Origin of the sequence: Actinomadura graeca (assembly GCF_019175365.1) — a bacterium.
In the GTDB taxonomy this organism is placed as follows: domain Bacteria; phylum Actinomycetota; class Actinomycetes; order Streptosporangiales; family Streptosporangiaceae; genus Spirillospora; species Spirillospora graeca.
In genome coordinates this window covers 6,415,855-6,438,753 of record NZ_CP059572.1, presented here as the reverse complement: position 1 = coordinate 6,438,753, position 22,899 = coordinate 6,415,855, and the positions used below count along the sequence as shown (strand labels likewise).

Annotated in this window: 18 protein-coding genes; 4 read left to right on the top strand and 14 right to left on the bottom strand. The window is 71.3% G+C overall.

Translation table 11 applies throughout. From position 1 onward, the window contains the following. Positions 1 to 90 precede the first annotated feature (90 nt). The gene (locus AGRA3207_RS28550) at positions 91 to 1,731 is read right to left on the bottom strand and encodes an NHL repeat-containing protein (protein ID WP_231330116.1); all 1,641 of its coding nucleotides are present in this window, start codon (positions 1,729 to 1,731) and stop codon (positions 91 to 93) included. Between the two features lie 263 nt (positions 1,732 to 1,994). Then, positions 1,995 to 5,174 (bottom strand): LamG-like jellyroll fold domain-containing protein, encoded by a 3,180-nt coding sequence (locus tag AGRA3207_RS28545; protein WP_231330115.1) that lies wholly within the window; start codon positions 5,172 to 5,174, stop codon positions 1,995 to 1,997. Positions 5,175 to 5,423: 249 nt separating this feature from the next. On the opposite strand from AGRA3207_RS28545, the gene AGRA3207_RS28540 reads away from it, so the two are divergent. Beyond that, positions 5,424 to 6,008 carry a hypothetical protein gene (locus tag AGRA3207_RS28540; RefSeq protein WP_231330114.1) on the top strand — a complete coding sequence of 195 codons (585 nt, stop codon included), beginning with the start codon at positions 5,424 to 5,426 and terminating at the stop codon, positions 6,006 to 6,008. Positions 6,009 to 6,230: 222 nt separating this feature from the next. Beyond that, positions 6,231 to 8,018, top strand: coding sequence for a right-handed parallel beta-helix repeat-containing protein (locus AGRA3207_RS28535; protein WP_231330113.1), 1,788 nt, complete (start codon positions 6,231 to 6,233; stop codon positions 8,016 to 8,018). A gap of 45 nt (positions 8,019 to 8,063) precedes the next feature. On the opposite strand, the gene AGRA3207_RS28530 is transcribed toward AGRA3207_RS28535, so the two are convergent. Next, positions 8,064 to 8,948, bottom strand: coding sequence for a sulfotransferase domain-containing protein (locus AGRA3207_RS28530; RefSeq protein ID WP_231330112.1), 885 nt, complete (start codon positions 8,946 to 8,948; stop codon positions 8,064 to 8,066). 66 nt (positions 8,949 to 9,014) lie between these two features. Between AGRA3207_RS28530 and AGRA3207_RS28525 the strand changes: the two genes are divergently transcribed. Beyond that, on the top strand, positions 9,015 to 10,361 hold the full coding sequence (locus AGRA3207_RS28525; RefSeq protein ID WP_231330111.1) for an O-antigen ligase family protein: 1,347 nt from the start codon (positions 9,015 to 9,017) through the stop codon (positions 10,359 to 10,361). Here the strand turns inward: AGRA3207_RS28525 and AGRA3207_RS28520 are convergent. Then, entirely contained in the window at positions 10,308 to 11,384 is a 1,077-nt protein-coding gene (locus AGRA3207_RS28520; RefSeq protein ID WP_231330110.1) for a hypothetical protein, read from the bottom strand. The two genes, AGRA3207_RS28525 and AGRA3207_RS28520, sit on opposite strands and share 54 nt — an antisense overlap. A gap of 77 nt (positions 11,385 to 11,461) precedes the next feature. On the opposite strand from AGRA3207_RS28520, the gene rfbC reads away from it, so the two are divergent. Further along, positions 11,462 to 12,022: a dTDP-4-dehydrorhamnose 3,5-epimerase gene (gene rfbC / locus AGRA3207_RS28515; protein WP_231330108.1), complete on the top strand. Its 561-nt coding sequence runs from the start codon at positions 11,462 to 11,464 to the stop codon at positions 12,020 to 12,022. Positions 12,023 to 12,047: 25 nt separating this feature from the next. Here the strand turns inward: rfbC and rfbD are convergent, their stop codons facing one another. The 10 genes from rfbD to AGRA3207_RS28465 form a co-directional block, all read right to left on the bottom strand. Continuing rightward, a complete protein-coding gene (rfbD, locus tag AGRA3207_RS28510; protein ID WP_231330107.1) occupies positions 12,048 to 12,914 on the bottom strand; it encodes a dTDP-4-dehydrorhamnose reductase in 867 nt (288 codons plus the stop codon). After that, complete coding sequence (gene rfbB / locus AGRA3207_RS28505) at positions 12,911 to 13,900, bottom strand: dTDP-glucose 4,6-dehydratase (protein WP_231330106.1); 990 nt, start codon at positions 13,898 to 13,900, stop codon at positions 12,911 to 12,913. Before rfbB ends, rfbD begins: the two co-directional genes overlap by 4 nt. Next, on the bottom strand, positions 13,897 to 14,964 hold the full coding sequence (locus AGRA3207_RS28500) for a glucose-1-phosphate thymidylyltransferase (protein WP_231330105.1): 1,068 nt from the start codon (positions 14,962 to 14,964) through the stop codon (positions 13,897 to 13,899). The genes rfbB and AGRA3207_RS28500 overlap by 4 nt, the downstream gene beginning before the upstream one ends. Positions 14,965 to 15,139: 175 nt before the next feature. Further along, the gene (locus AGRA3207_RS28495; protein WP_420830796.1) at positions 15,140 to 16,432 is read right to left on the bottom strand and encodes a sulfate adenylyltransferase subunit 1; all 1,293 of its coding nucleotides are present in this window, start codon (positions 16,430 to 16,432) and stop codon (positions 15,140 to 15,142) included. Further along, on the bottom strand, positions 16,432 to 17,346 hold the full coding sequence (gene cysD, locus AGRA3207_RS28490; protein WP_231330104.1) for a sulfate adenylyltransferase subunit CysD: 915 nt from the start codon (positions 17,344 to 17,346) through the stop codon (positions 16,432 to 16,434). The genes AGRA3207_RS28495 and cysD overlap by 1 nt, the downstream gene beginning before the upstream one ends. A gap of 127 nt (positions 17,347 to 17,473) precedes the next feature. Beyond that, positions 17,474 to 18,472, bottom strand: a complete 999-nt coding sequence (locus AGRA3207_RS28485) for a 3'(2'),5'-bisphosphate nucleotidase CysQ (RefSeq protein ID WP_231330102.1) — start codon at positions 18,470 to 18,472, stop codon at positions 17,474 to 17,476. A gap of 121 nt (positions 18,473 to 18,593) precedes the next feature. Further along, a complete protein-coding gene (locus AGRA3207_RS28480; protein WP_231330100.1) occupies positions 18,594 to 20,069 on the bottom strand; it encodes a sugar transferase in 1,476 nt (491 codons plus the stop codon). A 182-nt stretch (positions 20,070 to 20,251) separates the two neighbouring features. Beyond that, a complete protein-coding gene (pth, locus tag AGRA3207_RS28475) occupies positions 20,252 to 20,827 on the bottom strand; it encodes an aminoacyl-tRNA hydrolase (RefSeq protein ID WP_420830795.1) in 576 nt (191 codons plus the stop codon). A gap of 67 nt (positions 20,828 to 20,894) precedes the next feature. After that, on the bottom strand, positions 20,895 to 21,518 hold the full coding sequence (locus tag AGRA3207_RS28470) for a 50S ribosomal protein L25/general stress protein Ctc (RefSeq protein WP_231330096.1): 624 nt from the start codon (positions 21,516 to 21,518) through the stop codon (positions 20,895 to 20,897). A 274-nt stretch (positions 21,519 to 21,792) separates the two neighbouring features. Continuing rightward, on the bottom strand, positions 21,793 to 22,773 hold the full coding sequence (locus AGRA3207_RS28465) for a ribose-phosphate diphosphokinase (RefSeq protein WP_273699953.1): 981 nt from the start codon (positions 22,771 to 22,773) through the stop codon (positions 21,793 to 21,795). Positions 22,774 to 22,899: the final 126 nt, after the last annotated feature.

The following is a 22,899-nucleotide window of genomic DNA, read 5'->3' as shown; positions in this document are numbered from 1 at the left end:
GGCGGGCCCAAGACGAGGAACACGCCCCGGCATTGCCGGGGCGTGTTCCTGTTGGTCAGGCCGTACGGCCTCTGACGGGCGGGGGCCCGGTCAGCCGACCGACGCGGAGGCCGCGCTGGTGAGCGTGTTGCCCAGCGCGTCCTTCACGCGGATGCGGTAGGTGTGCGAGCCCTTGGGCGGGTTGGTGTCGGTGAAGGTCAGCGTGGGCCGCACCCAGAACGAGGAGTTCTTCGTGATCGTGGTGAGCGGCGTGGTGCCGGCGTCGCGCAGGACCTCGTAGGTGAGCGCTTCGTTGTCCTGGTCCCAGGTGGTCTTCCAGGACACCTTGATCTGCGTGGACATCCACGACTTCGACGCGGTCGGCGCGGCCAGGTCGGCCTTCACCGGGCCGGTCTTGTTGGGCGCCTTGGCCTTGACGGCGAACCGGACGAGGCCCTGCTGGGCCTTGCCGTTCACCTTGGGGAACTCCCCGCCCATCGCGACGTAGTCGTCGTTGCCCGTGACGGCCCAGGCCGCCTGGTACTGCTTGGTGAACGTCCCCTGGGACAGGGTCGGGAACCAGTGCAGCAGGCTCGGGATCGGCTGGTTGCGGTAGTTGCTGTTGGAGCCGGGAGGCGCCTTGTCGGTACCGGTGGCGACCTTGGTCTCGGCGAGCGCGCGGTGCCACGTCGTCGGCCTGGTCTCGGGGAACGCGCCGAGCGAGGAGCAGTCGTGCGCGTGCGAGACGCTGTAGAGCGCCTGGCCCTGCGAGAAGACGCCGTAGGTGGCGCCGTAGCAGTTGTCGAGCCAGACCAGGTCGCCGGTGGCGGCCTTGGCGGCGAACCGCCCGTCGAACCAGTGCCCGCCCTCGCCGTCCGCGGCGCCGAAGACGGTGTCACCGGACACGAACAGGTCCGTGACGTAGGAGAAGTGGGTGCTGTCGAGCTTGGTGGGGATCGGCTTGCTGCTCCACGGCAGGGACGCGCCGGTGGTCGTGTTCACCGCGCCGATGCCGACGTGCTGGGCGCCGTTGAGCTTCTGGAAGCGGCCGCCGATGAGGACGCGCTCATTGCCGGGCGCCATCGCGAGGGCGTAGACCTCGTTGTCGTCGGCCGTCGGGCGCCAGGTGTCGACGTTGTCGCCGTTGGAGGCGTTCACCGCGGCGAGGCGCGTCCGGGACTTGCCGTTGACGTTGAAGAAGTTCCCGCCGAAGTACACGGTCGAGTTCGTCGCGGCGATGCCCCGGACGATGTTGCCGACCTTGGGGTCGAAGGCGTCGACCAGGGCGCCGGTCGCGGTGTCGAACGCGGCGAGGCGGTTGTGCGCCTTGCCGTCCACCGTGGTGAACTCGCCGCCGACGTACACCCGCTTGCCGTCCGGCGAGGCCACGATCCGCAGGCCCTGGCCGTTCAGCGAGTGCGCGAACGAGGTGATGAGGTTCCCGGTGGCCAGGTTGAACGCCAGGATGTTGTTGCGCGTGACCTCGCCCGCGCCGCCCACGGCGACCCCCGGCGGACGCGCCTTGGTGAAGTTCCCGGTCGCGTAGACCGTCGTCCCGACCGTCGTCATGCTCCACACGACGCCGTTGACCTGCCACGTCGGCAACGGATCGGCGCTGACGGTCGTCGGCGTGCCGCTCGGCGGCACGGTGTCGGCGCCGGCGGTCGTCGCCGGCATGAAGGACGCGCCCGCGAGCGTGAGGGTCGCGGCGGCCGCCAGACCCGCGCGCACGCCCGCCCGGCGCTGTCGCATTAGAGCTTTCACGAGTCGGATCCCCTAGCCCATCAGACCCTTGTGACCCCTACGGCCACTCTGGATCTGGAGAGCCTAGCGGTCTCCCCGGACGGCGCATCGGCGCCCTTATGAAATCGTGACCGAATTCATGGAACAAGCGACTTCGGGCGCCTTGGTGATCGAAGTCATCGACGTCGCGGAAAAGAAAGACGCCCCGGGATGTCAACCCCGGGGCGCTTTCATGCGTCAGCGATTTCTCCACCGATGTCCGGTGATTTCCGTCAATCGGCGACGCGGACCGCCCGCAGATCGTCCACCGACACCACGACGGGTGCGTTGGTGGTGTTACCCGCGAGATAGGTCCATACGCCGATGGAGCCCGCGGACTGCAGCCCGGCGGTCGCGTCGGTTCCGGTGAGCTGCCAGTCCGGCTCGGCCGCCCCGTCCGCCCACGCCTTGGCCTTCAGCGTGGTGGGCGAGGTGCCCGTCACCTGGAGCCGCACGTGCAGCCGCTTGCCGGGTTCATACGTCAGCCCGGCGACGGTCTGCTCCGCGACGATGTCGGTCTCGGCACCGCCCGCGCCCAGGCGGCTGAGCTTGAGGGACACCACCCCGGACGGGCGCAGCCGGAGCCTGGCCCGGTAGTCGCCCTCGGTTCCCACGCGCCGTCCGATGGCCGCCAGGTAGACGCCGTTGCCGGTGCCCTCCTTGTCCAGTGCCGCGGTGAACGTCAGGTCGGTGTCCGCGGACGAGACGCCGTTGAGGTAGCCGCCGCCGCTGTTGCCGGGGGCGCCCAGCTCGATGTGCCCGGTGCCGCCCACGGACAGCACGCCGCCCGAGCCGTTCCGGGTCCAGGCGCCGCCGGTGTCGGCGCTGCCCCACCCGCCGGTCACGGTACGGCCGAACTCGTCGGCCGCGAGCGTGCTGGACTTGGCCGCGACGGTGTGCAGCACCTCGTTCGCCGCGCCCCGGTCGTCGGTCACCTTCAGCTTGACCGTGTACTCCCCGGCCGACGCGTAGGTGTGGGACGGCTTGGCACCGGTCCCGGTCTGCCCGTCGCCGAAGTCCCACGCGTAGCCCGCGACGGACCCGTCGGCGTCGGCGGAGCCCGACCCGTCGAACGTGCATGCGAGCTGGTCGCAGGACGAGGTGAACGCGGCGGTCGGCGGCTGGTTCGGCTGGACGGTGCCGGTGCCGAGGCCGTGGTGCCGCGTCACCTCCGCCGCCGTCAGCGCGCGCGGGTAGACGGCGACCTCGTCCAGCGTCCCGCTGAGGAAGTTGCTGGTCGGCTTGTTCGGCCACCCGCTGAGGTTGTCGCCGCCGACGCGCCAGTAGCCCGCGTAGGTCTCGGCCGTCTTCGCGGCCGGGTCGGCGGCCTTCTGCGCGCCGTCCACGAAGATCTTGAGCCCGGCGCCGCCGTCGAGCGTCCCGACCACGTGGTGCCACTTGCCGTCGTTGAACCCGGTGCCGCTCTGGACGGTCTTCGTCGCGCCCGGGTAGACGCCGAACACGACCCGCCCGTCGTTGGTCATGTACAGGTGCCGGTCGTACTTCGCGCTGAGCCCGGACGCGGCGTTCCCGTACCCGATGATCTTCCCGCCGGACTTGGAGGTGGTCTTCACCCACGCCTCGACGCTGAAGCCCTGCCGGGTGGGCGCGGCGCCGCTGCCGGCCGTCCCGGAGGAGGTGCCGTTGAACGCCAGCGCCCGGTCGGCGTCGCCGGAGATCGCCCCGGCCTGGCCGCGCACCACGCCGGTGCCGATCGTGAGGTCGTTCACGCCCGCGTAGTCGAATCCGGGGCCGCTGCTCTCGCCGAGGCGCCAGTAGGCGCTCGCGCCGTCACCGGTGATCTCCCCCGCGTACGGGCCGGGGGTGCCGCTCCCCGGCGTCGCCGCGTTGGACGCGGCGCCGGTCACGGCGTTGCCCGCCGAGTCCACCACGCGGATCTTGTAGGTGTGGGCGCCGGACGGAGCGCTCTTGTCGAAGAACGCGGCGTTCGGCTGGTCCCAGAATGTGGACGCCTTCTCGACCGTGCCGATGGGCGTCGTCCCGCTGTCGCGGAACACCTCGTACTTCAGGGACGCGTTGTCCATGTCCCAGGTGGTGTTCCAGGACACGCGGACGCTGCCGTCCGCCATGCTCTTCGCGACCGGGGTGCCCAGATCGGCGGCGACCGGACCGGCCTTGTTCGGCGCGCCGGCCTTGAGCGCGAACCGGACGAGACCCTGCTGGGCCTTGCCGTTCACCTTGGGGAACTCCCCGCCCAGGGCGACGTAGGCGTCGTTGCCGGTGACGGACCAGGCCCCCTGGTACTGCCCGGTGAACGTCCCCTGCGCGACGGTCGGGAACCAGTGCAGCAGGCTCGGGATCGGCTGGCCGCTGTAGTTGCTGTTGGCGCCGGGGGGCGCCTGGTCGGTGCCGGTCGGGTAGGTCGTCTCGGCGAGCGCACGGTGCCACGACTGCGGCTTCGTCTCCGGGAACGCCCCCAGCGAGGAGCAGTCGTGCGCGTGCGAGACGCTGTAGACGGCCTGGTTCTGGACGAACATCCCGTAGGTGGCGCCGTAGCAGTTGTCGAGCCAGACCAGGTCGCCGGTGGCGGCCTTGGCGGCGAACCGCCCGTCGAACCAGTGCCCGCCCTCACCGTCCGCGGCGCCGAAGACGGTGTCACCGGACACGAACAGGTCCGTCACGTACGAGAAGTGGGTGCTGTCCTTCTTCGTCGGGACCGGCTTGCTGTTCCACGGCAGCGACGCGCCGTTGGTGGTGTTCACCGCTCCGACGCCGACCTGCGCCGCCCCGTTGAGCTTCTGGAAGCGCCCGCCGATGAGCACGCGCTCATTGCCCGGAGCCATGGCCAGGGCGTAGACCTCGTCGTCGTCCGCGGTGGGACGCCAGGTGTCGACGTTGGCGCCGTTGGAGGCGTTCACCGCGGCGAGGCGCGTCCGGGACTTGCCGTTGACGTTGAAGAAGTTCCCGCCGAAGTACACGGTCGTGTCCGTCGCGGCGATGCCCCGCACGATCGACCCCACCTGGGGCGCGAAGCCCTCGACGAGCGCGCCGGTGGCGGTGTCGAAGGCGGCCAGGCGCTGGCGGGCCTTGCCGTCGACCGTGGTGAACTCACCGCCGACGTACACCCGCTTGCCGTCCGGCGAGGCCACGATCCGCAGTCCCTGGCCGTTCAGCGAGTGCGCGAACGAGGTGATCAAGTTCCCGGTGGTCAGGTCGAACGCCAGGATGTTGTTCCGGGTCACCTCACCGGCGCCGCCCACGGCGACCCCCGGCGGACGCGCCTTGGTGAAGTTCCCGGTCGCATAGACCGTCGTCCCGACCGTCGCCATGCTCCACACGACGCCGTTGACCTGCCACGTCGGCAGCGGATCGGCGCTCACGGTGGGCGGCGTCCCGGCCGGGGGGTCGATGTCCGCGCCTGCCGGGGCGGCGGTCAGGGCCGAGCCGCCCACCAGCGCCAGCGAAAAGGCGGTGAAGGCGGCTGTGGCCGTTCTGCGTGCACGCGAGGCACGCCAATGCGAAGGTACAAGTCTCACTGGGTGGTTCCCCTGCCATCCGCTCCCGTGCCCCCCAACGGACACGCGAGTAAAGGCAGGGTAACGGAGTCACCGCACTACACTGGTCACCCCCAGGCCGGTTTCGCACGGGGCCCGCCCTCCGCCCTTGACTTTCCCAGTCCGACCACATTCGAGGAGAGCCGCATGTCCGACCGAGGATCCCGCCTGCCGAAGGGACCCGTCGCGACGGCCGCGACGCTGGCCCTGGCGCTCGCACTGGCCGGATGCGGCGGGGGCGGGGACAAGTCCTCGGGCAAGCAGGCGCCGCCGCCCCCGCCGAGCACGCAGCCGGAGTCGTCGGCGAACGCGGCCCCGGGCGCGCTGGACCTGAAGTCCTCCACCGGCCTGCGCAAGCCCGTCACCTACAACGACAAGATCACCGTGAAGATCAGCGGCATCCGCTACGTCAAGAACAAGGCGGACGGCCCCGGCCAGATCGCCGGGCGGGTGCTCACGATCTTCACGCTGAGCTTCGCGAACGGGTCGGCCAAGCCGCTGGACCTCAACCAGGTCCGCGTCGTGGCCAAGTACGGCCCCCGCAAGGCCGAGGCGAAGCCCACGTCGTACGCGAACATCAACGACTTCTACGGCACGGTGGCGCCGGGCAAGGACAAGAAGGCGTCCTACGCGTTCGAGATCCCGCCCGCCGGCTACAAGTCGGTCGCGCTGGGGGTCAAGTTCGACGCCCAGCACCGCGCCGCGCTGTTCGCGGGAGCGCTGCACCCCTGAGCCCCGCGACCCAGAGCAGTTCCGGGGGTGCGGGGGTCGCCCCCCGCAAGAGACAGAGCAGTTCCGGGGGTGCGGGGGTCGCCCCCCGCAAGAAACAGAGCAGTTCCGGGGGTGCGGGGGTCGCCCCCCGCGGGAGACCGGAACGGTGACTGGAGTGGCCGGACGGCCCCGTGGTCGGTACGTTCCTTATGTCAGGGCTTTCCGGGGGTAGGGAGTCTCACCATGCCGCACAGCTCGAACCGGACGACGATCGTCCGGGTGCTCGCACTGCCGGTGATCGTGAGCGTCGGCTTCCTCGGCTGGCAGATCCCGCGGCAGGACGGGAAGGCACCGGTGTCGTCGCTGCCCGCGCGGCCCGGCGCGGCCCCCGTGGGCAGCACGTCCTACAAGGTCCCGGACGGGGCCGTGTTCGTCTCACCGTCCGGCGACGACGGGGCGCAGGGCACGCGCAAGCACCCGCTGCGCACCCTCGGCAGGGCGATCGGCAAGGCCCCCGCCGGCGGGACGATCGTGCTGCGCGGCGGCGTCTACCACGAGAGCGTCACCGTCCCGCGCGGCAAGCGGCTGACGATCCAGTCCCACCCCCGCGAGGCCGTCTGGTTCGACGGCAGCTCGCGCGTCTCCGGATGGGCCGCCGAGGGCGACGCCTGGGTGCACGGCGGCTGGACCGCCCGGTTCGACTCCAGCCCCACCTACACGCCCGGGGCGCGGCCCAGCTCGGACGTCGACTTCCAGTTCGTCTCCCCCCGGCATCCGATGGCCTCCCACCCCGACCAGCTCTGGCTGGACGGGGCGCCGCAGAAGCAGGTCGGGTCCCGCGACGAGGTCGGGCCCGGCACCTTCTACGTCGACGAGGGCGGCTCGCGCCTCTACGTCGGCTCCGACCCGCGCGGCCACGACGTCCGCGCGAGCACGCTCGGCAAGGCCATCACGATCGACAGCGAGGGGAGCACCCTGCGCGGCATCGGGGTGCGCCGCTACGCGACGTCGCTGCCCGACATCGCCACGGTCCGGGCCACCGCTCCGAAGATCACCGTGGAGAACGTGGTCGTCACCGAGTCGGCGACGACCGGCCTCACCGTCGTCGCCGCGCACGGCCGCGTCCGGCACGTCACCAGCTCCGGCAACGGGCTCCTCGGCATCCACGCCAACACGGCCGACGACCTGCGGCTGGAGGGCGTGCGCCTGGACCACAACAACCGGGAGCGGTTCAAGTACTCGCCGGTATCGGGAGGCTTCAAGATCACCCGGTCGCGCAAGGTCGCGGTGGTCGACAGCACGGTCGCCGACAACCTCGGCAAGGGCCTGTGGATGGACGAGTCCGTCTACGACATCACGATCACCGGTTCCCGGATCCTGCGCAACGCCCACCACGGCATCTCCCTGGAGCTGAGCGCGAAGGCGGTGGTCGCGGGCAACGTCATCAGCGGCAACGCCGGCGACGGGATGAAGGTGAACAACACCTCCGACGTCCGGATCTGGAACAACTCGATGGCGGGCAACGGCCGCGCCGTCTTCCTCGTCCAGGACCCGCGGCGCCGCGACGACCCGGGTGTGCCCGGCCGCGACCCGCGCCAGAAGGGGCCGGACCCGGCCATGACCTGGCGGATCGGGAAGACCACGGTGAGCAACAACACCTTCGCCGACGCCCGCCCGGACACCCCCTGCCTGCTGTGCGTCACCGACCACACCGGCGAGCGCACCGCCGCGCAGATGAACCTGACGGTGAACGGCAACGTCTACGTCCGCCCGGACGCCGCCAACCCCCGCACGCTGATCCTGTGGTCCCGGCACTCCTTCGCCGACCTTGGCCGCTTCCGGACGGCGACCGGGCAGGAGACGCGGGGCGCGTTCCTCGGCACCGCGACCGCCGCCCGCACCGAAGGCGACCTCGAAGACGCCGTCGCGCCGGGCGCCGACGCCAACAACGCGATGCCCCTCCCCGCCGACATCGCCGAGCTGCTCGGCGAGCCGAAGGGGACCCGCCACATCGGCTCGTTCTCGTTCTGAGTCACCGGCCGGCCCCCGCGGGGGACCGGCCGGGCCCAGGACGGGTCAGGGGCGGGTCCAGGGGAACGTGCGGCCCAGGAGCGCTTCCAGGTCGGCGTTGAACGGCGCGTAGTGCTCGGCGAGACGCTGCCGCGTCGCGGGGTCGAGGTCCTGGCTCGGCGCCGCGTTCCACACCTTGACCGCCGACGGGGGCAGCGGCGCCGGTTCGAGGCCGAGGAACACCGCCACCTCGTCGCAGGCGGCCTGCGGGTCGGCGTAGAACTCCTCGGCCGCCAGCACACGGACCTGCTCGGCGGGGAAGTGCTCCATCCAGCGCCGCAGGTGCGGGGCGTACTCGCCCTGCGCCCGGTAGGACTGCTGCTCGTGCGCGTAGCTGAGGTAGCCGGGCTCGGAGACGATCCGCTCCTCCTCGCCGTCCAGGCGCCCGGCCTCCGCCTCCAGGGCCTCCTCGAACGTCGCGAGGTCCTCGGCGTTCTGGCGGCGCCGCTCCCGGTAGTGCGAGAAAGCCCGCTCGATCGGGTCCCGCAGGACGAGGAGGATCTTCGCCTCCGGGACGTCGCGCCCGGCCCGCTCCGCCGCCAGGGGGTGGAACAGGTAGTACGGCGACCCCTCCCCCACGACCTTGCCGGAGCGGCGGCCCGAGGTCGGGAAATGCGACCGGTACCAGGTGGCGCCCTTGTCGTAGTTGGAGTCGAAGTAGTGGACGCCCTTGGTGTGGTTGTCCTTGGGCAGCAGCCGCGCGTTCGGGAACAGCGGCATCACGTTCGGATGCTCCAGCAGCGTGTAGTAGAGCGACGTGGACCCGCCCCGTTTCGCGCCGATCAGGAGGAAGTCGGGGCCGGGCCGCAGGGCGGCCGTGCTCATCCCGTACCCGCGGATCACACTGCGGCCCGCGGACACGACCGGGCCGGGCAACGTCGCTCGATTCACAGCGGACAGATTACCGGCCCGCCGCCCGTATTCTTGGACACGTCTTTAGAGCCAGTGAGGGCGCCCATGACCGTGAAAGGGATCTTCCCCCGCCGGGCGGCGCCACCGCCCAGCGCCGGGTGGTGGGCCGTCGCGCTGCCGCTCGCCCTCATGCTCGCCAGCGACTACAAGCTGCGCAGCCGCGAGGTCGACCAGGCGGTGGGCGGCAGCGCCGACCTGACCGTCCTGATCGAGGTCGCCGTCTACGGCATGGCCGCGCTGTACCTGGTGTACCGGTTCGGCCTGCGGCCGCCGACGCGGCGCATCTCGGGCCTGCTGTTCGCGGCGTGGATGTTCTGCGCCTACGTCGCGTTCTCGGCGCTGTGGTCGCCGTTCAAGTCGCTCGGCATGGTCCGCGGCACACAGCTGATGATCACGATGCTGCTGGCGCACATCCTCGCCACCCGGGCGACGCTCGCGGACCTGCGGCGCCTCGCGCACGTGTTCATCGGCATCGTGATCGTCTCGGTGGGCATCGGCGTCGCGCACCCGTTCCCGCGCACCCGCCTCACCGAGGAGCGCTTCAACTGGCTGTACGTCCACCCCGTCCAGGCGGGCGTGTACCTGGGCATCGCGGTGCTGCTGACCGTCGGGTACCTGATCCGCTGGACGACCCCCCGCGACCGGCTCTGGCATCCGGCGATCTACGTGGGGGCGCTGGCGGTGCTGACGGGCGCGCTCGTCGCGACCGGCACGCGGGGCGCGGCGCTGGGCGCCGCGCTCGGCCTGGTCGTCATGCTGGCCACGGCGCGCGGGCCGAAGGGCCGGGTGGACGTGGTGGTGATGGGCGCCGCGGTCGCCGTCCTCGGCGTGCTGGCGTTCTCCGACTCGATCCTGGCGTTCGTGGCGCGGGGCGAGTCCGCCGAGACCCTGTCCTCGCTCAACTCCCGCACCGACCTGTGGTCGCTGGCGATGACGGCCTACGCCGAGGAGCCGATCTTCGGGCGGGGGCTGGGCGCCTCGCGCGGGCTGTTCCTCGACGACATCGGCCTCGGCGGCGGCCACAACGCGTTCGTCAACGCGCTGGTGGACAACGGGACGGTCGGCACGGCGGCGTTCGTGACGCTGCTGCTGACGCTCGCGTTCGTCCTGCTGATGCTGGCCCGGCACCGGACGCTGCGCGCCGACGCGGGGATGCTCCTCGGCATCCTCGGCTTCTTCCTGGCCGACAGCATCACCACCGAGGGCCTGGCCGCGCCCGCCAACGTCTCCAGCGTGTGGCTGCTGCTGCTCGTGGCCTGGGCGGAGACGATGCGCAGGCGCGGCGGCGACCCACCGCCCGGTGCACCGGGGGACGATCAGGCGGCGCGGGTGCGGGTGTCAGCCACGGTTCCGGCGTCCCCGCACGTAGAACACGCCGCTGAGCAGCCCTAGCAGCACCAGCCCGATGAGCGCCCCGGTGCCGAGCAGCCCCCCGGGCGGCCCCGACTCGGACGGGAACGACACCGGCGAGCTCTGGTCGTTGACGGACACCGTGCCGGACGGCTGCGGCACCCCGGCGCCGGTCGCGGAGGCCGCCCCGGTGGGCAGCGCGATCGAGCGGAAGACCGGGCGCGTTCCAGGGTCGGCCATGACGGCGCGCCGGCCGTCCGCGGACACCCCGAACGCCGCGCCGGTCATCTTGGCGGACGTCCGCACGACCTGCCCGGCCTTGTCCCTGATCCCGCCGAGCACCCGCAGGTCCCGGGTCGTCTTGAGGACGACCCGGCCGTCGCGGGTGAACTCGCCGCCGCGCACGGGGTACGACAGCGTCCGCAGCCGGGTCAGCTCGTTCACCTGCGGGCCGAGGACTCCCGGCAGCGCGAACACGGCCGCGGCGGTCGCGCCCCTGGTGATGATGTAGACGCGGCTCTCGGCGGGGTCGGCCAGCAGCGCGCCGCCCTGGTGGCCCCCGTCGGGGTAGCGCAGCCTGAACGACTTCACCTGGAGGGTGCCGCCCGTGAGCGCGGCGGGCTCGGGCACGCGGTGCAGGGTGAGGCTCCCGGCGCGTCCCTCGTCGAGGTCCCCGACGAACAGCCCGGACTCGCCCGCCCCGTTCTTCACGATGGTGATCGCGGTGAGGCGGGTGGTGACGGCGCCGGCGAGGGTGTAGGCGGCGCGGGTGCGGCCCCGCGCGTCGAGGGCGAACAGCAGGGGGCGGCCGGAAGCGGCCCCGATCGTCCACCAGATCTCCGGGTGGACGACGCCCGCGACCAGCCCGGCGGGGACGGCCAGCCGGGGATCGGCCGCCCGGAACGCGGCCGTCGCGGCAACGGTGCTGGTCACGGCGGGGGTGGGCTTCGGCGTCGGCGCGGCCGCCGCCGGCGGGCCCGTCAGGATCGGGCCTGTCAGGACCACGAGCGCCGCCGCCGCGCTGCCGGCGGCGAGGTGGGGCGCACGCGGAGAGTGTGCTCTCACTGTGTGACGTCCATCTCTGCGGGGGACCGTGTGGCATTCTTGCGCATGTGGATCCACTCGGCATCAAAGGTACTTACATGTTCACCCCGCCCGTGCACGGTGATGAGCGCGGGTCGTTCCATGAGTGGTTCCGGAGCGACGACCTCCGGCAGCATGCCGGGCACAGCCTGAACCTGGCCCAGGGCAACTGCTCCATCTCGTCCAAGGGTGCCCTGCGCGGCATCCACTTCGCGGACGTTCCGCCAGGGCAGGCGAAGTACATCACCTGCCTGCGCGGCGCGATCCTGGACGTGGTCGTGGACATCCGTGTGGGCTCGCCCACGTTCGCCCAGTGGGAGGCGGTGCGGCTGGACGACAAGAACCGCGCCTGCCTGTACATCGGCGAGGGGGTCGGCCACGGCTTCCTGGCGCTCACCGACGACGCGACCGTCATCTACCTGTGCTCGGAGCCGTACACGCCGTCCCGCGAGCACGGCGTCCACCCGCTCGACCCCGAGATCGGCATCGAGTGGCCGTCGGACGTCGAGCCCGTCCTGTCCCCGAAGGACGCCGAGGCGCCGACGCTGGAGGAGGCCCACCGGGCCGGCCTCCTCCCCGACTACCAGTCCTGCCTCGACTACTACGCCAAGCTGGGCTGACAGGCCCCTCACGGAGTTTCAGCGGTCAAGCGGGTGAGCCGCCTGGCGAGCCCGATGGGGCCGTGATCGCGGTGAAAGCAGCCTGAAGGGCTTCTTTCCAGTCGCGCATGGGCGGCAGGCCGGCCTCGGCCCAGCGCGCGTGCCCGAGGACGCTGGACGCCGGGCGCGCCGCCGGGCGGACGAACCGGTCGCTGGTCGTCGGCCGCACCCTGGCCGGGTCGAGGCCGAGCAGCGCGAACACCTCGCGCGCCAGCCCGTACCAGGTCGTCCGGCCGGAGTTGGTGCCGTGGTAGATCCCGGCGGGGGCGCCGGAGCCCGCCAGCGCGATGATCCGGTCGGCGAGGTCGCCGGACCAGGTGGGCTGCCCCGCCTGGTCGTCGACGACGTCGACGGTGTCGCGCTCGGCGGCCAGCCGCGCCATCGTCCGGACGAAGTTGCCGCCGTGCGCCCCGTACAGCCACGCGGTGCGGACGACGTAGCCGCGGCCGTAGCCGAGCACGGCCCGTTCCCCGGCGAGTTTCGTCCGGCCGTAGGCGTTGATCGGGGCGGTCGGGGCCTCCTCGGGGTAGGGGGCCGTGGCGGTGCCGTCGAAGACGTAGTCGGTGGACACGTGGACGAGCCGCGCGCCGATCTCCGCGCAGCCCGCGGTGATCGCCTCGACGGCGGTGCCGTTGACCGCGAGCGCCTCGTCCTCGTGGGTCTCGGCGTCGTCCACGGCGGTCCAGGCCGCGCAGTTGACGACGACCAGGGGCCGGTGCCGCCGCAGGGCCTCCCCCACCGCCGCCGCGTCGGTGATGTCCAGTTCGCCGCGCCCGGGGGCGACGACGTCGTCCAGCCGGGCGGTGAGGTCGGTGCCGAGCATCCCTCCCGCGCCGGTGACGAACCAGGTCATCGCGCGTCCTCCGACCGCTTGCGGAGCGGCTCCCACCAGTCGCGGTTGTCCTCGTACCAGCGGACGGTCTCGGCGAGGCCCTCCTCGAAGGGGACCTGGGGCGCGTAGCCCAGGCGCCGGAGCCTGGCGTCCGACAGGGAGTAGCGGCGGTCGTGGCCCTTGCGGTCCTCGACGCGCTCCACCCGGTCCCAGCCCGCGCCGAACGCGTCCAGGAGCCGCCGGGTCAGCTCCAGGTTGGACAGTTCCGCGGTCCCGGCGATGTGGTACACCTCACCGGGCTCGCCGGCCTCGGCGACGACCTGGATGCCGCGGCAGTGGTCGGACGCGTGGATCCAGTCGCGGACGTTCCCGCCGTCGCCGTACAGGGGCACCGTCCGGCCGTCCATCAGGTTGGTGACGAACAGCGGGATGACCTTCTCGGGGAACTGGTACGGCCCGTAGTTGTTGCCGCAGCGGGTGATGGAGACCGGCAGCCCGTGGGTCCGCGCGTAGGCGCGGGCGATCATGTCGCCGCCCGCCTTGGCGGCCGAGTACGGCGAGTTCGGCGCGAGGGGGGCGTCCTCGTCCCAGGAGCCCTCGTCGACGCTGCCGTAGACCTCGTCGGTGGAGACCTGCACGATCCTCGGCGTCCCCGCGTCCAGGCACGCCTGCATGAGGGTCTGGACGCCGAGGACGTTCGTCCGCACGAACTCCCCGGCGCTCTCGATCGACCGGTCGACGTGCGACTCCGCGGCGAAGTTCAGGACCACGTCGTGCCCGGGCACGAGGCCGGCGAGCAGTTCCGCGTCGCAGACGTCCCCGTGCACGAACGTGTACCCGCCCTCGACGGGCTCCAGGTTCCGCAAATTCCCCGCGTAGGTGAGCTTGTCCAGGACGGTGACCTCGGCGCCCGCCCACGCCGGGTACGCCCCGCCGACCAGGTCCCGCACATAGTGGGAGCCGATGAATCCGGCCCCGCCCGTCACCAGGATCCGCCGCGCGCTCATCTGCTGATCTGCACTTTGCTGTGGTCTCCCAACACGAGACGGTGGGCCTTCGGGACTCGGGGCGCGGGCGTGACCTCCGCCTCGCGGCCGATGAGGGAGCATTCGATGCGGCCGACGCCGTCGATGGACGCGCCGCGCAGGACGATGGAGTACTCGATCTCGCTGTCCAGGACCCGGCAGTCCCGGTCGATGGAGGTGAACGGCCCGACGTAGGAGTCGCGGACGGCCGAGCCGGCGCCGACGATCACCGGGCCGACGATCCGGGACCCGGTGACGTGCGCGCCCTTCTCCACGACGACCCGGCCGATCAGCTCGCTGGCCTCGTCGACCTCGCCCTCCACGCGGGGCTCGACGCTCTCCAGGACGAGCCGGTTGACCTCCAGCATGTCGGTGACGTTGCCGGTGTCCTTCCAGTAGCCGGTGATCACCGTGGACTCGACCCGGTGGCCCTTGTCGATCAGCCACTGGATGGCGTCGGTGATCTCCAGCTCGTTCCGGCGGGACGGCTTCAGCGCCGCGACCGCCTCGTGCACGGCGGGGCTGAACAGGTACACGCCGACGAGCGCGAGGTCGCTCTTGGGGAACTCGGGCTTCTCCTCCAGCGCCACGACCCGGCCGTCCATGTCCAGCTCGGCGACGCCGAAGGCGCGCGGGTCGGACACGTGGGTGAGCATGATCTGGGCCCGCGGCCGCTCCGCCCGGAACCGCTCCACCAGCCCGTCGATGCCGCCGACGACGAAGTTGTCGCCGAGGTACATGACGAAGTCGTCCTCGCCGAGGTACTCGCGGGCGATGAGGACGGCGTGGGCCAGGCCGCGCGGCGCGTCCTGGACGAGGTAGGTGACCTCCAGCCCGAACCGCGAGCCGTCGCCGACCGCCTCGCGGATCTCGGCGGCGGTGTCGCCGACGACGATGCCGACCTCGCGGATGCCCGCGTCCCGGATCGCCTCCAGCCCGTAGAACAGCACCGGCTTGTTCGCGACGGGGACGAGCTGCTTGGCGGAGGTGTGGGTGATCGGGCGGAGCCGGGACCCGGCGCCGCCCGCCAGCACGAGGGCCTTCACGCGGCGGCCGGGAGGCGCGGGGACCGGGGGGAGGGCAGGTTCAACGGGACTCCAAACGGGGCGGGTACCGGGGCCGGGGGATCGACACCCGAGGTTACCGGCACCGGCGCCCGGTGGCGCCGATGCGTCCGGCCCTGGCCGCGCAGGTCAACGCCAGGGCCGGGTTCCGCGTCGGCTACCGCGCGCTGGTGATCATCCCGGCGGCGACGGTGTTGTGGGTGGCCTCGTCGATGAGGATGAAGCCCCCCGTCAGCCGGTTGCGGCCGTAGTCGTCGACGAACAGCGGCTGCGTCACCCGCAGCGAGACCCGGCCGATCTCGTTCAGGCTCAGGCGCTCCGCCTGCTCGTCGCGGTGCAGGGTGTTGACGTCCAGCCGGTAGTGCAGCTCCTTGACCATGGCCTTCGCCGTGCGGGTGGTGTGCTTGATCACCAGTTTCATCCGCGGCGACAGCGGCCGGTCGGGGGTCATCCAGCACACCATCGCGTCCAGGTCCTGCGCGGACTCCGGCCGGTTGTGCGGCCGGGCGATCATGTCGCCGCGGGAGATGTCGATGTCGTCGGCGAGCCGCAGCGTCACCGACATCGGCGCGTACGCCTCCGCGACCGGCCCGTGCGGGCCGTCGATGTGCGTGATCGTCGTGGTCAGCCCGGACGGCAGGTGCACGACCTCGTCGCCGGGCTTCAGCACGCCGCCCGCGACCTGCCCCGCGTAGCCGCGGAAGTCGTGCAGGTCGGGGTCGGTGGAGGCGTGCGGGCGGATCACGTACTGCACCGGGAACCGGACGTCGATCAGGTTGCGGTCCGAGGCGATGTGGACGTGCTCCAGGTGGTGCAGCAACGACGACCCCTCGTACCACGGCATGTTCACGCTGCGCTCGACCACGTTGTCGCCGTGCAGCGCCGAGATCGGCACGAACGTCAGGTCGGTCACCTCCAGCTTGGAGGCGAACGCGGTGAACTCGTCCACGATCTGCTCGTAGACGTCCTGGTCGTAGTCGACGAGGTCCATCTTGTTGACCGCCACCACCAGGTGCGGGACCTGGAGCAGCGTGGTGAGGAAGGCGTGCCGGCGGGACTGCTCCAGGATGCCCTTGCGCGCGTCCACCAGGATGATCGCCAGGTCGGCGGTGGACGCGCCGGTCACCATGTTGCGGGTGTACTGGATGTGCCCGGGGGTGTCGGCGATGATGAACTTGCGGCGCGGCGTCGCGAAGTACCGGTAGGCGACGTCGATCGTGATGCCCTGCTCCCGCTCGGCCCGGAGGCCGTCGGTGAGCAGCGCCAGGTTGGTGTACTCCTCGCCGCGGTCGGCGCTGGTGCGCTCCACCGACTCCAGCTGGTCCTCGAAGATCGACTTCGAGTCGAACAGGAGCCGCCCGATCAGCGTCGACTTGCCGTCGTCGACGCTGCCCGCCGTCGCGAACCGCAGGATGTCCATGCTCTTGGGGGTGCCCTGCACGGTGGCCATCAGAAGTAGCCCTCCTTCTTGCGGTCCTCCATGGCGGCCTCGCTCGCCCGGTCGTCGGCGCGGGTCTGGCCCCGCTCGGTGACCCGCGTCACCGCGATCTCCTCGATCACCTGCTCCAGCGTCGAGGCCGACGACTTCACCGCCCCCGTGCAGGACGCGTCGCCGACCGTCCGGTAGCGGACCGTCGCCTCGAACGCCGGCTCGTCGTCGCCCCGGTTGGCGTACGGCAGGTCGGCCAGCAGCATCCCGTCGCGTTCGAACACCGCGCGGGTGTGCGCGAAGTAGATGGACGGCAACTCCAGCTCCTCACGCCGGATGTAGTCCCAGACGTCCAGCTCCGTCCAGTTGGACAGCGGGAACACCCGGACGTGCTCACCGCGGGAGATCCGGGTGTTGTACAGGTTCCACAGCTCAGGCCGCTGGTTCTTGGGGTCCCACTGCCCGAACTCGTCCCGGAACGACACCACCCGCTCCTTCGCGCGGGCCTTCTCCTCGTCCCTGCGGGCGCCGCCGAACGCCGCGTCGAACGCGTTCGACTCGATCGCGTCCAGGAGGGTGACGGTCTGCAACCGGTTGCGGGACGCGCGGCGCCCCTTCTCCTCCACGACCCGCCCGGTGTCGATCGACTCCTGGACGGACGCGACCACCAGCCGCACCCCCGTCTCCGCGACCCGCCGGTCACGGAAGTCGATCACCTCGGGGAAGTTGTGGCCGGTGTCGACGTGCATCACCGGGAACGGGATCGGCGCCGGCCAGAACGCCTTCTGGGCCAGGCGCAGCATCACGATGCTGTCCTTGCCGCCCGAGAACAGCAGCACGGGCCGCTCGAACTCGGCCGCCACCTCCCGGAAGATGTGGATGGACTCGGCTTCGAGGACGTCTAGCTGGGATAGAAGGTAATCGCAACGCTGCATGGTATACGGCTCTCTCCACGCTGGTCGGGCGGATGCACCGGTGGCACGGGGGTCGGCGGAGCGCCTTCCCACCGGATCGAACGTCTCCTCGCCGGGCTTTCGTCCCGCCGGGGCGACGGAGGGGCGGTTACGGCAGGGCACCGTCCAGGTCCCGGATGCCGGTCAGCAGCGTCGGCGCCGACGAGGGATGGCACACCAGGATATCCGGCAACCGGGGGTCCTCCCGGTTGTAGGCGAGCGGCGATCCGTCCACGCGCGAGGCGTGGGCGCCGGACGCGAGCGCGACCGCCGCGGGCGCGGCCGAGTCCCACTCGTACTGGCCGCCCGCGTGCACGTAGGCGTCGACCTCGCCGAGCAGCACCGCGGAGATCTTCGCCCCCGCGGATCCGATCGGCACCAGCTCCACGTCGATCCCGCCGGGATCGCCTCCGGAGCCCGGTCCGCGCAGGTCGGCCGCCAGCCGCCGGACGAACTCGGGCGGCCGGGTGCGGCTCACGGCGACGCGCAGCTTCCCGGCGTCGGGCGCGGGCGCGTGCAGGGGCACCTCGCGGGGCGGCCCGCACCGGCTCCCGGCGCGCGGCCCCGACGTCCCGGGCTCCCCCGGGTCGTCCCGGACGAGCAGCGCCCCGCCCGTCGCGTCCGTCCGCAGCGTCAGGCCCTGCGCGGGAAGCGCCACGGCCCCCGCCACCAGCCGGCCGCCGCCGGCGTCACGTTCCCACAGCGCCACGTGGACGGCCCAGTCGCGGCGGCCCTCCTCGGAGAACTCGCGGGTGCCGTCCAGCGGGTCCACGATCCAGACGCGCCCGGCGGTGAGCCGCTCGGCGTCGGCGGTGTTGGCGGTCGGGGCCCGGCCGTCGCCCTGCGCGCGCTTGCCGGCGACCGAGGAGCGGCCTTCTTCGGAGAGGACGGCGTCGCCGGGACAGCGCTCGGCCAGCGCCGCCATGAGGTACTCGTGCGCCCGCAGGTCGCCCGTGTCCTTGAGGGCCCGCGCGTCGGCGAAGCCCACCTCGTCCCGTACGCCCAGCAGCAGACGCCCGGCCGTCGCGGCGAGCTCCGCCGCCAGCGCATGGTCGTCCGCCGCCACACCGCTGGGGGTGGTCCCCCCATGGGCGGCACTGTCCGTCATCCCTCGATCACGTTCCCGACTCGAAAAGTTCTCTATCGGCCCGGCCCCCTGGGGCCCGGCCGAACTACAGTCTCATGGATACCCGATGACGGCTTGTGCCAGGGTGCCAGGATGGGGCGCCTCAATAGGCGCCCGAACCGCGGAACACCGCGGACCAGGTCTTCCACATGATCTGCAGATCGAGCGCCAGCGACCAGTTGTCGACGTAGCGCAGGTCGAGCCGGACCGACTCCTCCCAGGTGAGGTCGGAGCGCCCGCTGACCTGCCAGAGGCCGGTCAGTCCGGGCTTCACCACGAGCCTGCGGTAGACGTCGCCGCCGTACTGGGCGACCTCCTCCGGCAGCGGCGGACGCGGCCCGACCAGCGACATGTCGCCGCGCACCACGTTGATGAGCTGGGGCAGCTCGTCGAGCGAGTAGCGGCGCAGCCACCGGCCCACCCGGGTGATCCGCGGGTCCCGCTTGATCTTGAACAGGACGCCGTCGTTCTCGTTGTTCTCCATCAGGGCGCCCTTGCGGGCCTCCGCGTCCTGCACCATCGTGCGGAACTTCAGCACGGTGAACTCGCGGCCTCCGCGCCCCACCCGGACCTGCCGGAACATCACCTGGCCCGCGCTGGTCACCTTGATCAGGAACGCGACGACCAGCATGAGCGGGCTCAGCAGGAACAGTCCCGCGAGCGCCGCCGTCCTGTCGAACAGGCCCTTCAGCACCTTGCGGCCGCCGTCCAGCTCCGGATGCTCGACGTGCAGCAGCGGCAGCCCCGACACCGGGCGGATCGAGATCCGCGGGCCGGTCACGTCCATCAGCGCGGGCGCCACCACCAGCTCGACGTCGTCGCGCTCGATCTGCCACGCCAGGCGGCGCAGCGCCACGCCGTCCATCTCCGGACACGCCAGGACGGCGACGGAGTCCGCGCCGATCCGGTCGGCGACGGCGGCTGCCTGGCCGAAGTCGCCCAGCACCGGCACGCCCTCCACCTCGCTGACGGCGTCCTCCCCGGACGCCAGCGCGGGCGGCAGGCACACCGCCGCGATGTCCATCCCGTGGTAGCGCTTCTGCTGGAGCAGCCGGATCAGGTCGGCCACGGACGTGCGGTGCCCGACGGCCACCACCCGCCGCATGCACTCGCCGTTCCATCGCTTGCGGTGGAGCCACTTGCGCAACCGATACCGCGCGACGACGGCGAGGAACGTTCCGAGGGGCATGGCCATGACCACGTAGCCGCGAGCGACCTCGGTCTTGGTGGCGTAGGCGAGGATCGCGAGCGTGGCGGTGAAGACGAACCCGGCGCGCAAAACCCGGTGGAACTCCTCGTAGCCCACGCCGATGTACCGGGGCTGGTACGCCCGGCACAGCATCAGTATCGGCACCCACAGCACGGGCAGCGCCACGGTCAGGGCCACGTAGGGCGCCGTCGGATCGCTGGGCACCCCCGGGAAGCGGAGCACGAACGCGATCACCCCGGCCGCCAGCATGCTGAGGAAGTCGAGGGCGCCGGCCAGCCGGCGGTACCACCCACTCCAGCTCTGCGACTGGTGGCGACGTTGCTCGTGGCTGATCGGTGACTCGGATAGAACCTTGTCAACGACGGCCATACGCCCTCACCAACCTTTGTAACGCGCGCCCCGGAAAGCTCGATCCACCTCGAAGACGGCTGAAGGGCGCTTCAGGTTCACAAACAACCTGAACCTCATTAGTGATGCATCTTACGAGCGCATTGCCATCACGCCAGACCCAAGTCGGGCTTCCGCGTCAAAGCGGTCGTGTCCCAATCCGGTCAGCTCGCGTGGAAGGTGTTCTGCGCCGCGGCCAGTCCCCCGCCGACCAGCGCCTCCACCGCGTCGGCGGCCCGATCCACCTCAAGGGCCAGATCCCTACGCTCCACGGCGGAGAAGTCTTTCAGGACGAACGCGGCGGCGTCCATCCGCCCCGGGGGACGACCCACCCCAAATCGGACACGTAGGTAGTCCTTCTCCCCTAGCGACTTGGTGATGGACCTCAGACCGTTGTGACCGTTATCACCGCCGCCCTGCTTCAACCGCAACACCCCAAAGGGGATGTCCAGTTCGTCGTGGACGACGACGATCCGCTCGACGGGAACCTTGTAGAAGTCCCGGAGCGCCTTCACCGGACCACCGGACTCGTTCATGAACGTCCGCGGCTTCGCCAGCACCGCGCGCGCGCCGCCGAGCCGTCCCTCCAGGACGTCCGCGCGGGCCTTGTGCGACTTGAACCGCCCCCCCGCGCGCTCCGCCAGGAGGTCCAGCACCATGAACCCGGCGTTGTGCCTGTTGCCCGCATAGGACGGCCCTGGGTTGCCCAGTCCGACGACCAGCCAGACGTCCGCGTTCACCACTGCTCCTTACCGGCGACGGCCCCCGCGGATGCTCCCGCGGGGGCCGTGGCATTGCTCTTGGGGGCTACTCGGCGGCGGACTCGCCCTCGCCCTCGGCGGCCTCGCCCTCGCCCTCCTCGCCTTCCGCCTCGGCGGCCGGCTCGGTGGAGACCGTCGCGTCCACGATCTGGACGATCAATGTCTCCTCGTCGGCGGCCAGCGTGGTGGCTGAGGGCAGCTTCAGGTCCTTCGCGAGCACCTGCGAGTCGATCTCCAGGCCGGTGATGTCCAGGTCCACCGACTGCGGGATGTGCGTCGCCTCCGCCTCGATCGAGATCTGCACCTCGGTCTGGACGAGCCGCCCGCCCGCCACCACGTCGCCGACCACGTTGACGGGCAGGTCGACGACGACCTTCTCGCCGCGCTTGACCAGCAGCAGGTCGACGTGCTCCAGGAACCCCTTGATCGGGTCGCGCTGCACGTCCTTCGGCAGCGCCAGCTCCGACCCGCCGCCGAGGCCCTCGATGGTCAGCAGCACGTTGGGGGTCTTGAGCGCGAGCATCAGCTCGTGGCCCGGCAGGGAGATGTGCTGGGGGTCGGTGCCGTGACCGTAGAGGACGGCGGGCACCTTGCCGGCCCGGCGGGTGCGCCGCGCGGCACCCTTACCGAACTCGGTGCGCGGCTCGGCGGCAATGCGTACCTCGGACACGGCGAAAACTCCTCGTTGTTGCGATCCACGGCCGTCCGGCATGGACGTCCGCTGCGGACAGAGCGAATCAGGCGATGCTCGATGCGTCAGGCGCCTCGAAGATTCTTTGCGTTCCCCAGGGAGTACGGCTCCAGATCAGGCACCGCACTGGACGACCCGGGGCTTACGCGGATTGAACAAGTCTAGCCGATGGCCGCGACGCGCAAAGCCAGCACGGTAGGGCGGGCGGCGCCGGAGCATCCCCTCGACACCGGCGAAGACCGGCTGCCCGGTACTAGCTGTGTCCTCCGAAGAGGCTGGTCACGGAGCCGTCGCTGAAGACCTCGTTGATGGCGCGGGCGACGAGGGGGGCGATGGAGAGGACGGTGAGCTTGTCGAACTGCTTGTCCTCGGGGATGGGGAGGGTGTTGGTCAGGACGACCTCGGAGACCCGGGAGTTCTTCAGGCGGTCGACGGCGGGGCCGGAGAGGACGCCGTGGGTGGCGGCGACCACGACCTTGGCGGCGCCCTGGTCGAAGAGGGCGTCGGCGGCCTTCACGATGGTGCCGCCGGTGTCGATCATGTCGTCGACGACGACGCAGGTGCGGCCCTTGACCTCGCCGACGACGTCGAAGACCTTGACCTCGTTGGCGACGTCGGGGTCGCGCTTCTTGTGGATGATCGCCATCGGGACGCCGCCGAGGCGGTCGGACCAGCGTTCGGTGACGCGGACGCGGCCGGCGTCGGGGGCGACGACGGTGACCCGGGAGGTGTCGAGGCGGCTCTCGAAGTGCTGGGCGAGCAGGTCGAGGGCGAACAGGTGGTCGACGGGGCCGTCGAAGAAGCCCTGGATCTGCGCGGTGTGCAGGTCGACGGCGATCAGGCGGTCGGCGCCGGCGGTCTTGAACAGGTCGGCCATCAGCCGGGCGGAGATCGGCTCGCGGCCGCGGTGCTTCTTGTCCTGGCGGGCGTAGCCGAAGAAGGGCGCGACGACGGTGATCCGTTTGGCGGACGCCCGTTTCAGCGCGTCCACCATGATCAGCTGCTCCATGATCCACTGGTTGATGGGCGCCGTGTGGCTCTGGATCACGAAGGCGTCGGAGCCGCGGACCGACTCCAGGAACCGGACGAACGTCTCACCGTTGGCGAAGTCGTACGCGGACGTCGGCGTGAGCTCGACGTGGAGGTTGTCGGCTACTTCCTTGGCCAGGTCCGGGTGGGCTCGGCCTGTGAAGAGCATGAGCTTCTTCTGGCCGCTCGCTTTGATCCCACTCACCTCTGACAACTCCCCCTCAATGGAACTCTTCCTTCACGTGGGGTGTTGTCCCCACTTCCGCGCATCACAAGGGTCTCTGTGCCGCACGGTCGTCTTCAGTCCGTGTTGTCTTGTGGCTGTGGGGAA

Coding starts and splice junctions, on each gene's coding strand:
- rfbC (WP_231330108.1), top strand. CDS start 11,462: ATGTTCACCCCGCCCGTGCACGGTGATGAGCGCGGGTCGTTCCATGAG.
- AGRA3207_RS28535 (WP_231330113.1), top strand. CDS start 6,231: ATGCCGCACAGCTCGAACCGGACGACGATCGTCCGGGTGCTCGCACTG.
- cysD (WP_231330104.1), bottom strand. CDS start 17,346: ATGCAGCGTTGCGATTACCTTCTATCCCAGCTAGACGTCCTCGAAGCC.
- AGRA3207_RS28495 (WP_420830796.1), bottom strand. CDS start 16,432: ATGGCCACCGTGCAGGGCACCCCCAAGAGCATGGACATCCTGCGGTTC.
- rfbB (WP_231330106.1), bottom strand. CDS start 13,900: ATGAGCGCGCGGCGGATCCTGGTGACGGGCGGGGCCGGATTCATCGGC.
- AGRA3207_RS28485 (WP_231330102.1), bottom strand. CDS start 18,472: ATGACGGACAGTGCCGCCCATGGGGGGACCACCCCCAGCGGTGTGGCG.
- AGRA3207_RS28550 (WP_231330116.1), bottom strand. CDS start 1,731: ATGCGACAGCGCCGGGCGGGCGTGCGCGCGGGTCTGGCGGCCGCCGCG.
- AGRA3207_RS28525 (WP_231330111.1), top strand. CDS start 9,015: ATGACCGTGAAAGGGATCTTCCCCCGCCGGGCGGCGCCACCGCCCAGC.
- AGRA3207_RS28540 (WP_231330114.1), top strand. CDS start 5,424: ATGTCCGACCGAGGATCCCGCCTGCCGAAGGGACCCGTCGCGACGGCC.
- rfbD (WP_231330107.1), bottom strand. CDS start 12,914: ATGACCTGGTTCGTCACCGGCGCGGGAGGGATGCTCGGCACCGACCTC.
- AGRA3207_RS28480 (WP_231330100.1), bottom strand. CDS start 20,069: ATGGCCGTCGTTGACAAGGTTCTATCCGAGTCACCGATCAGCCACGAG.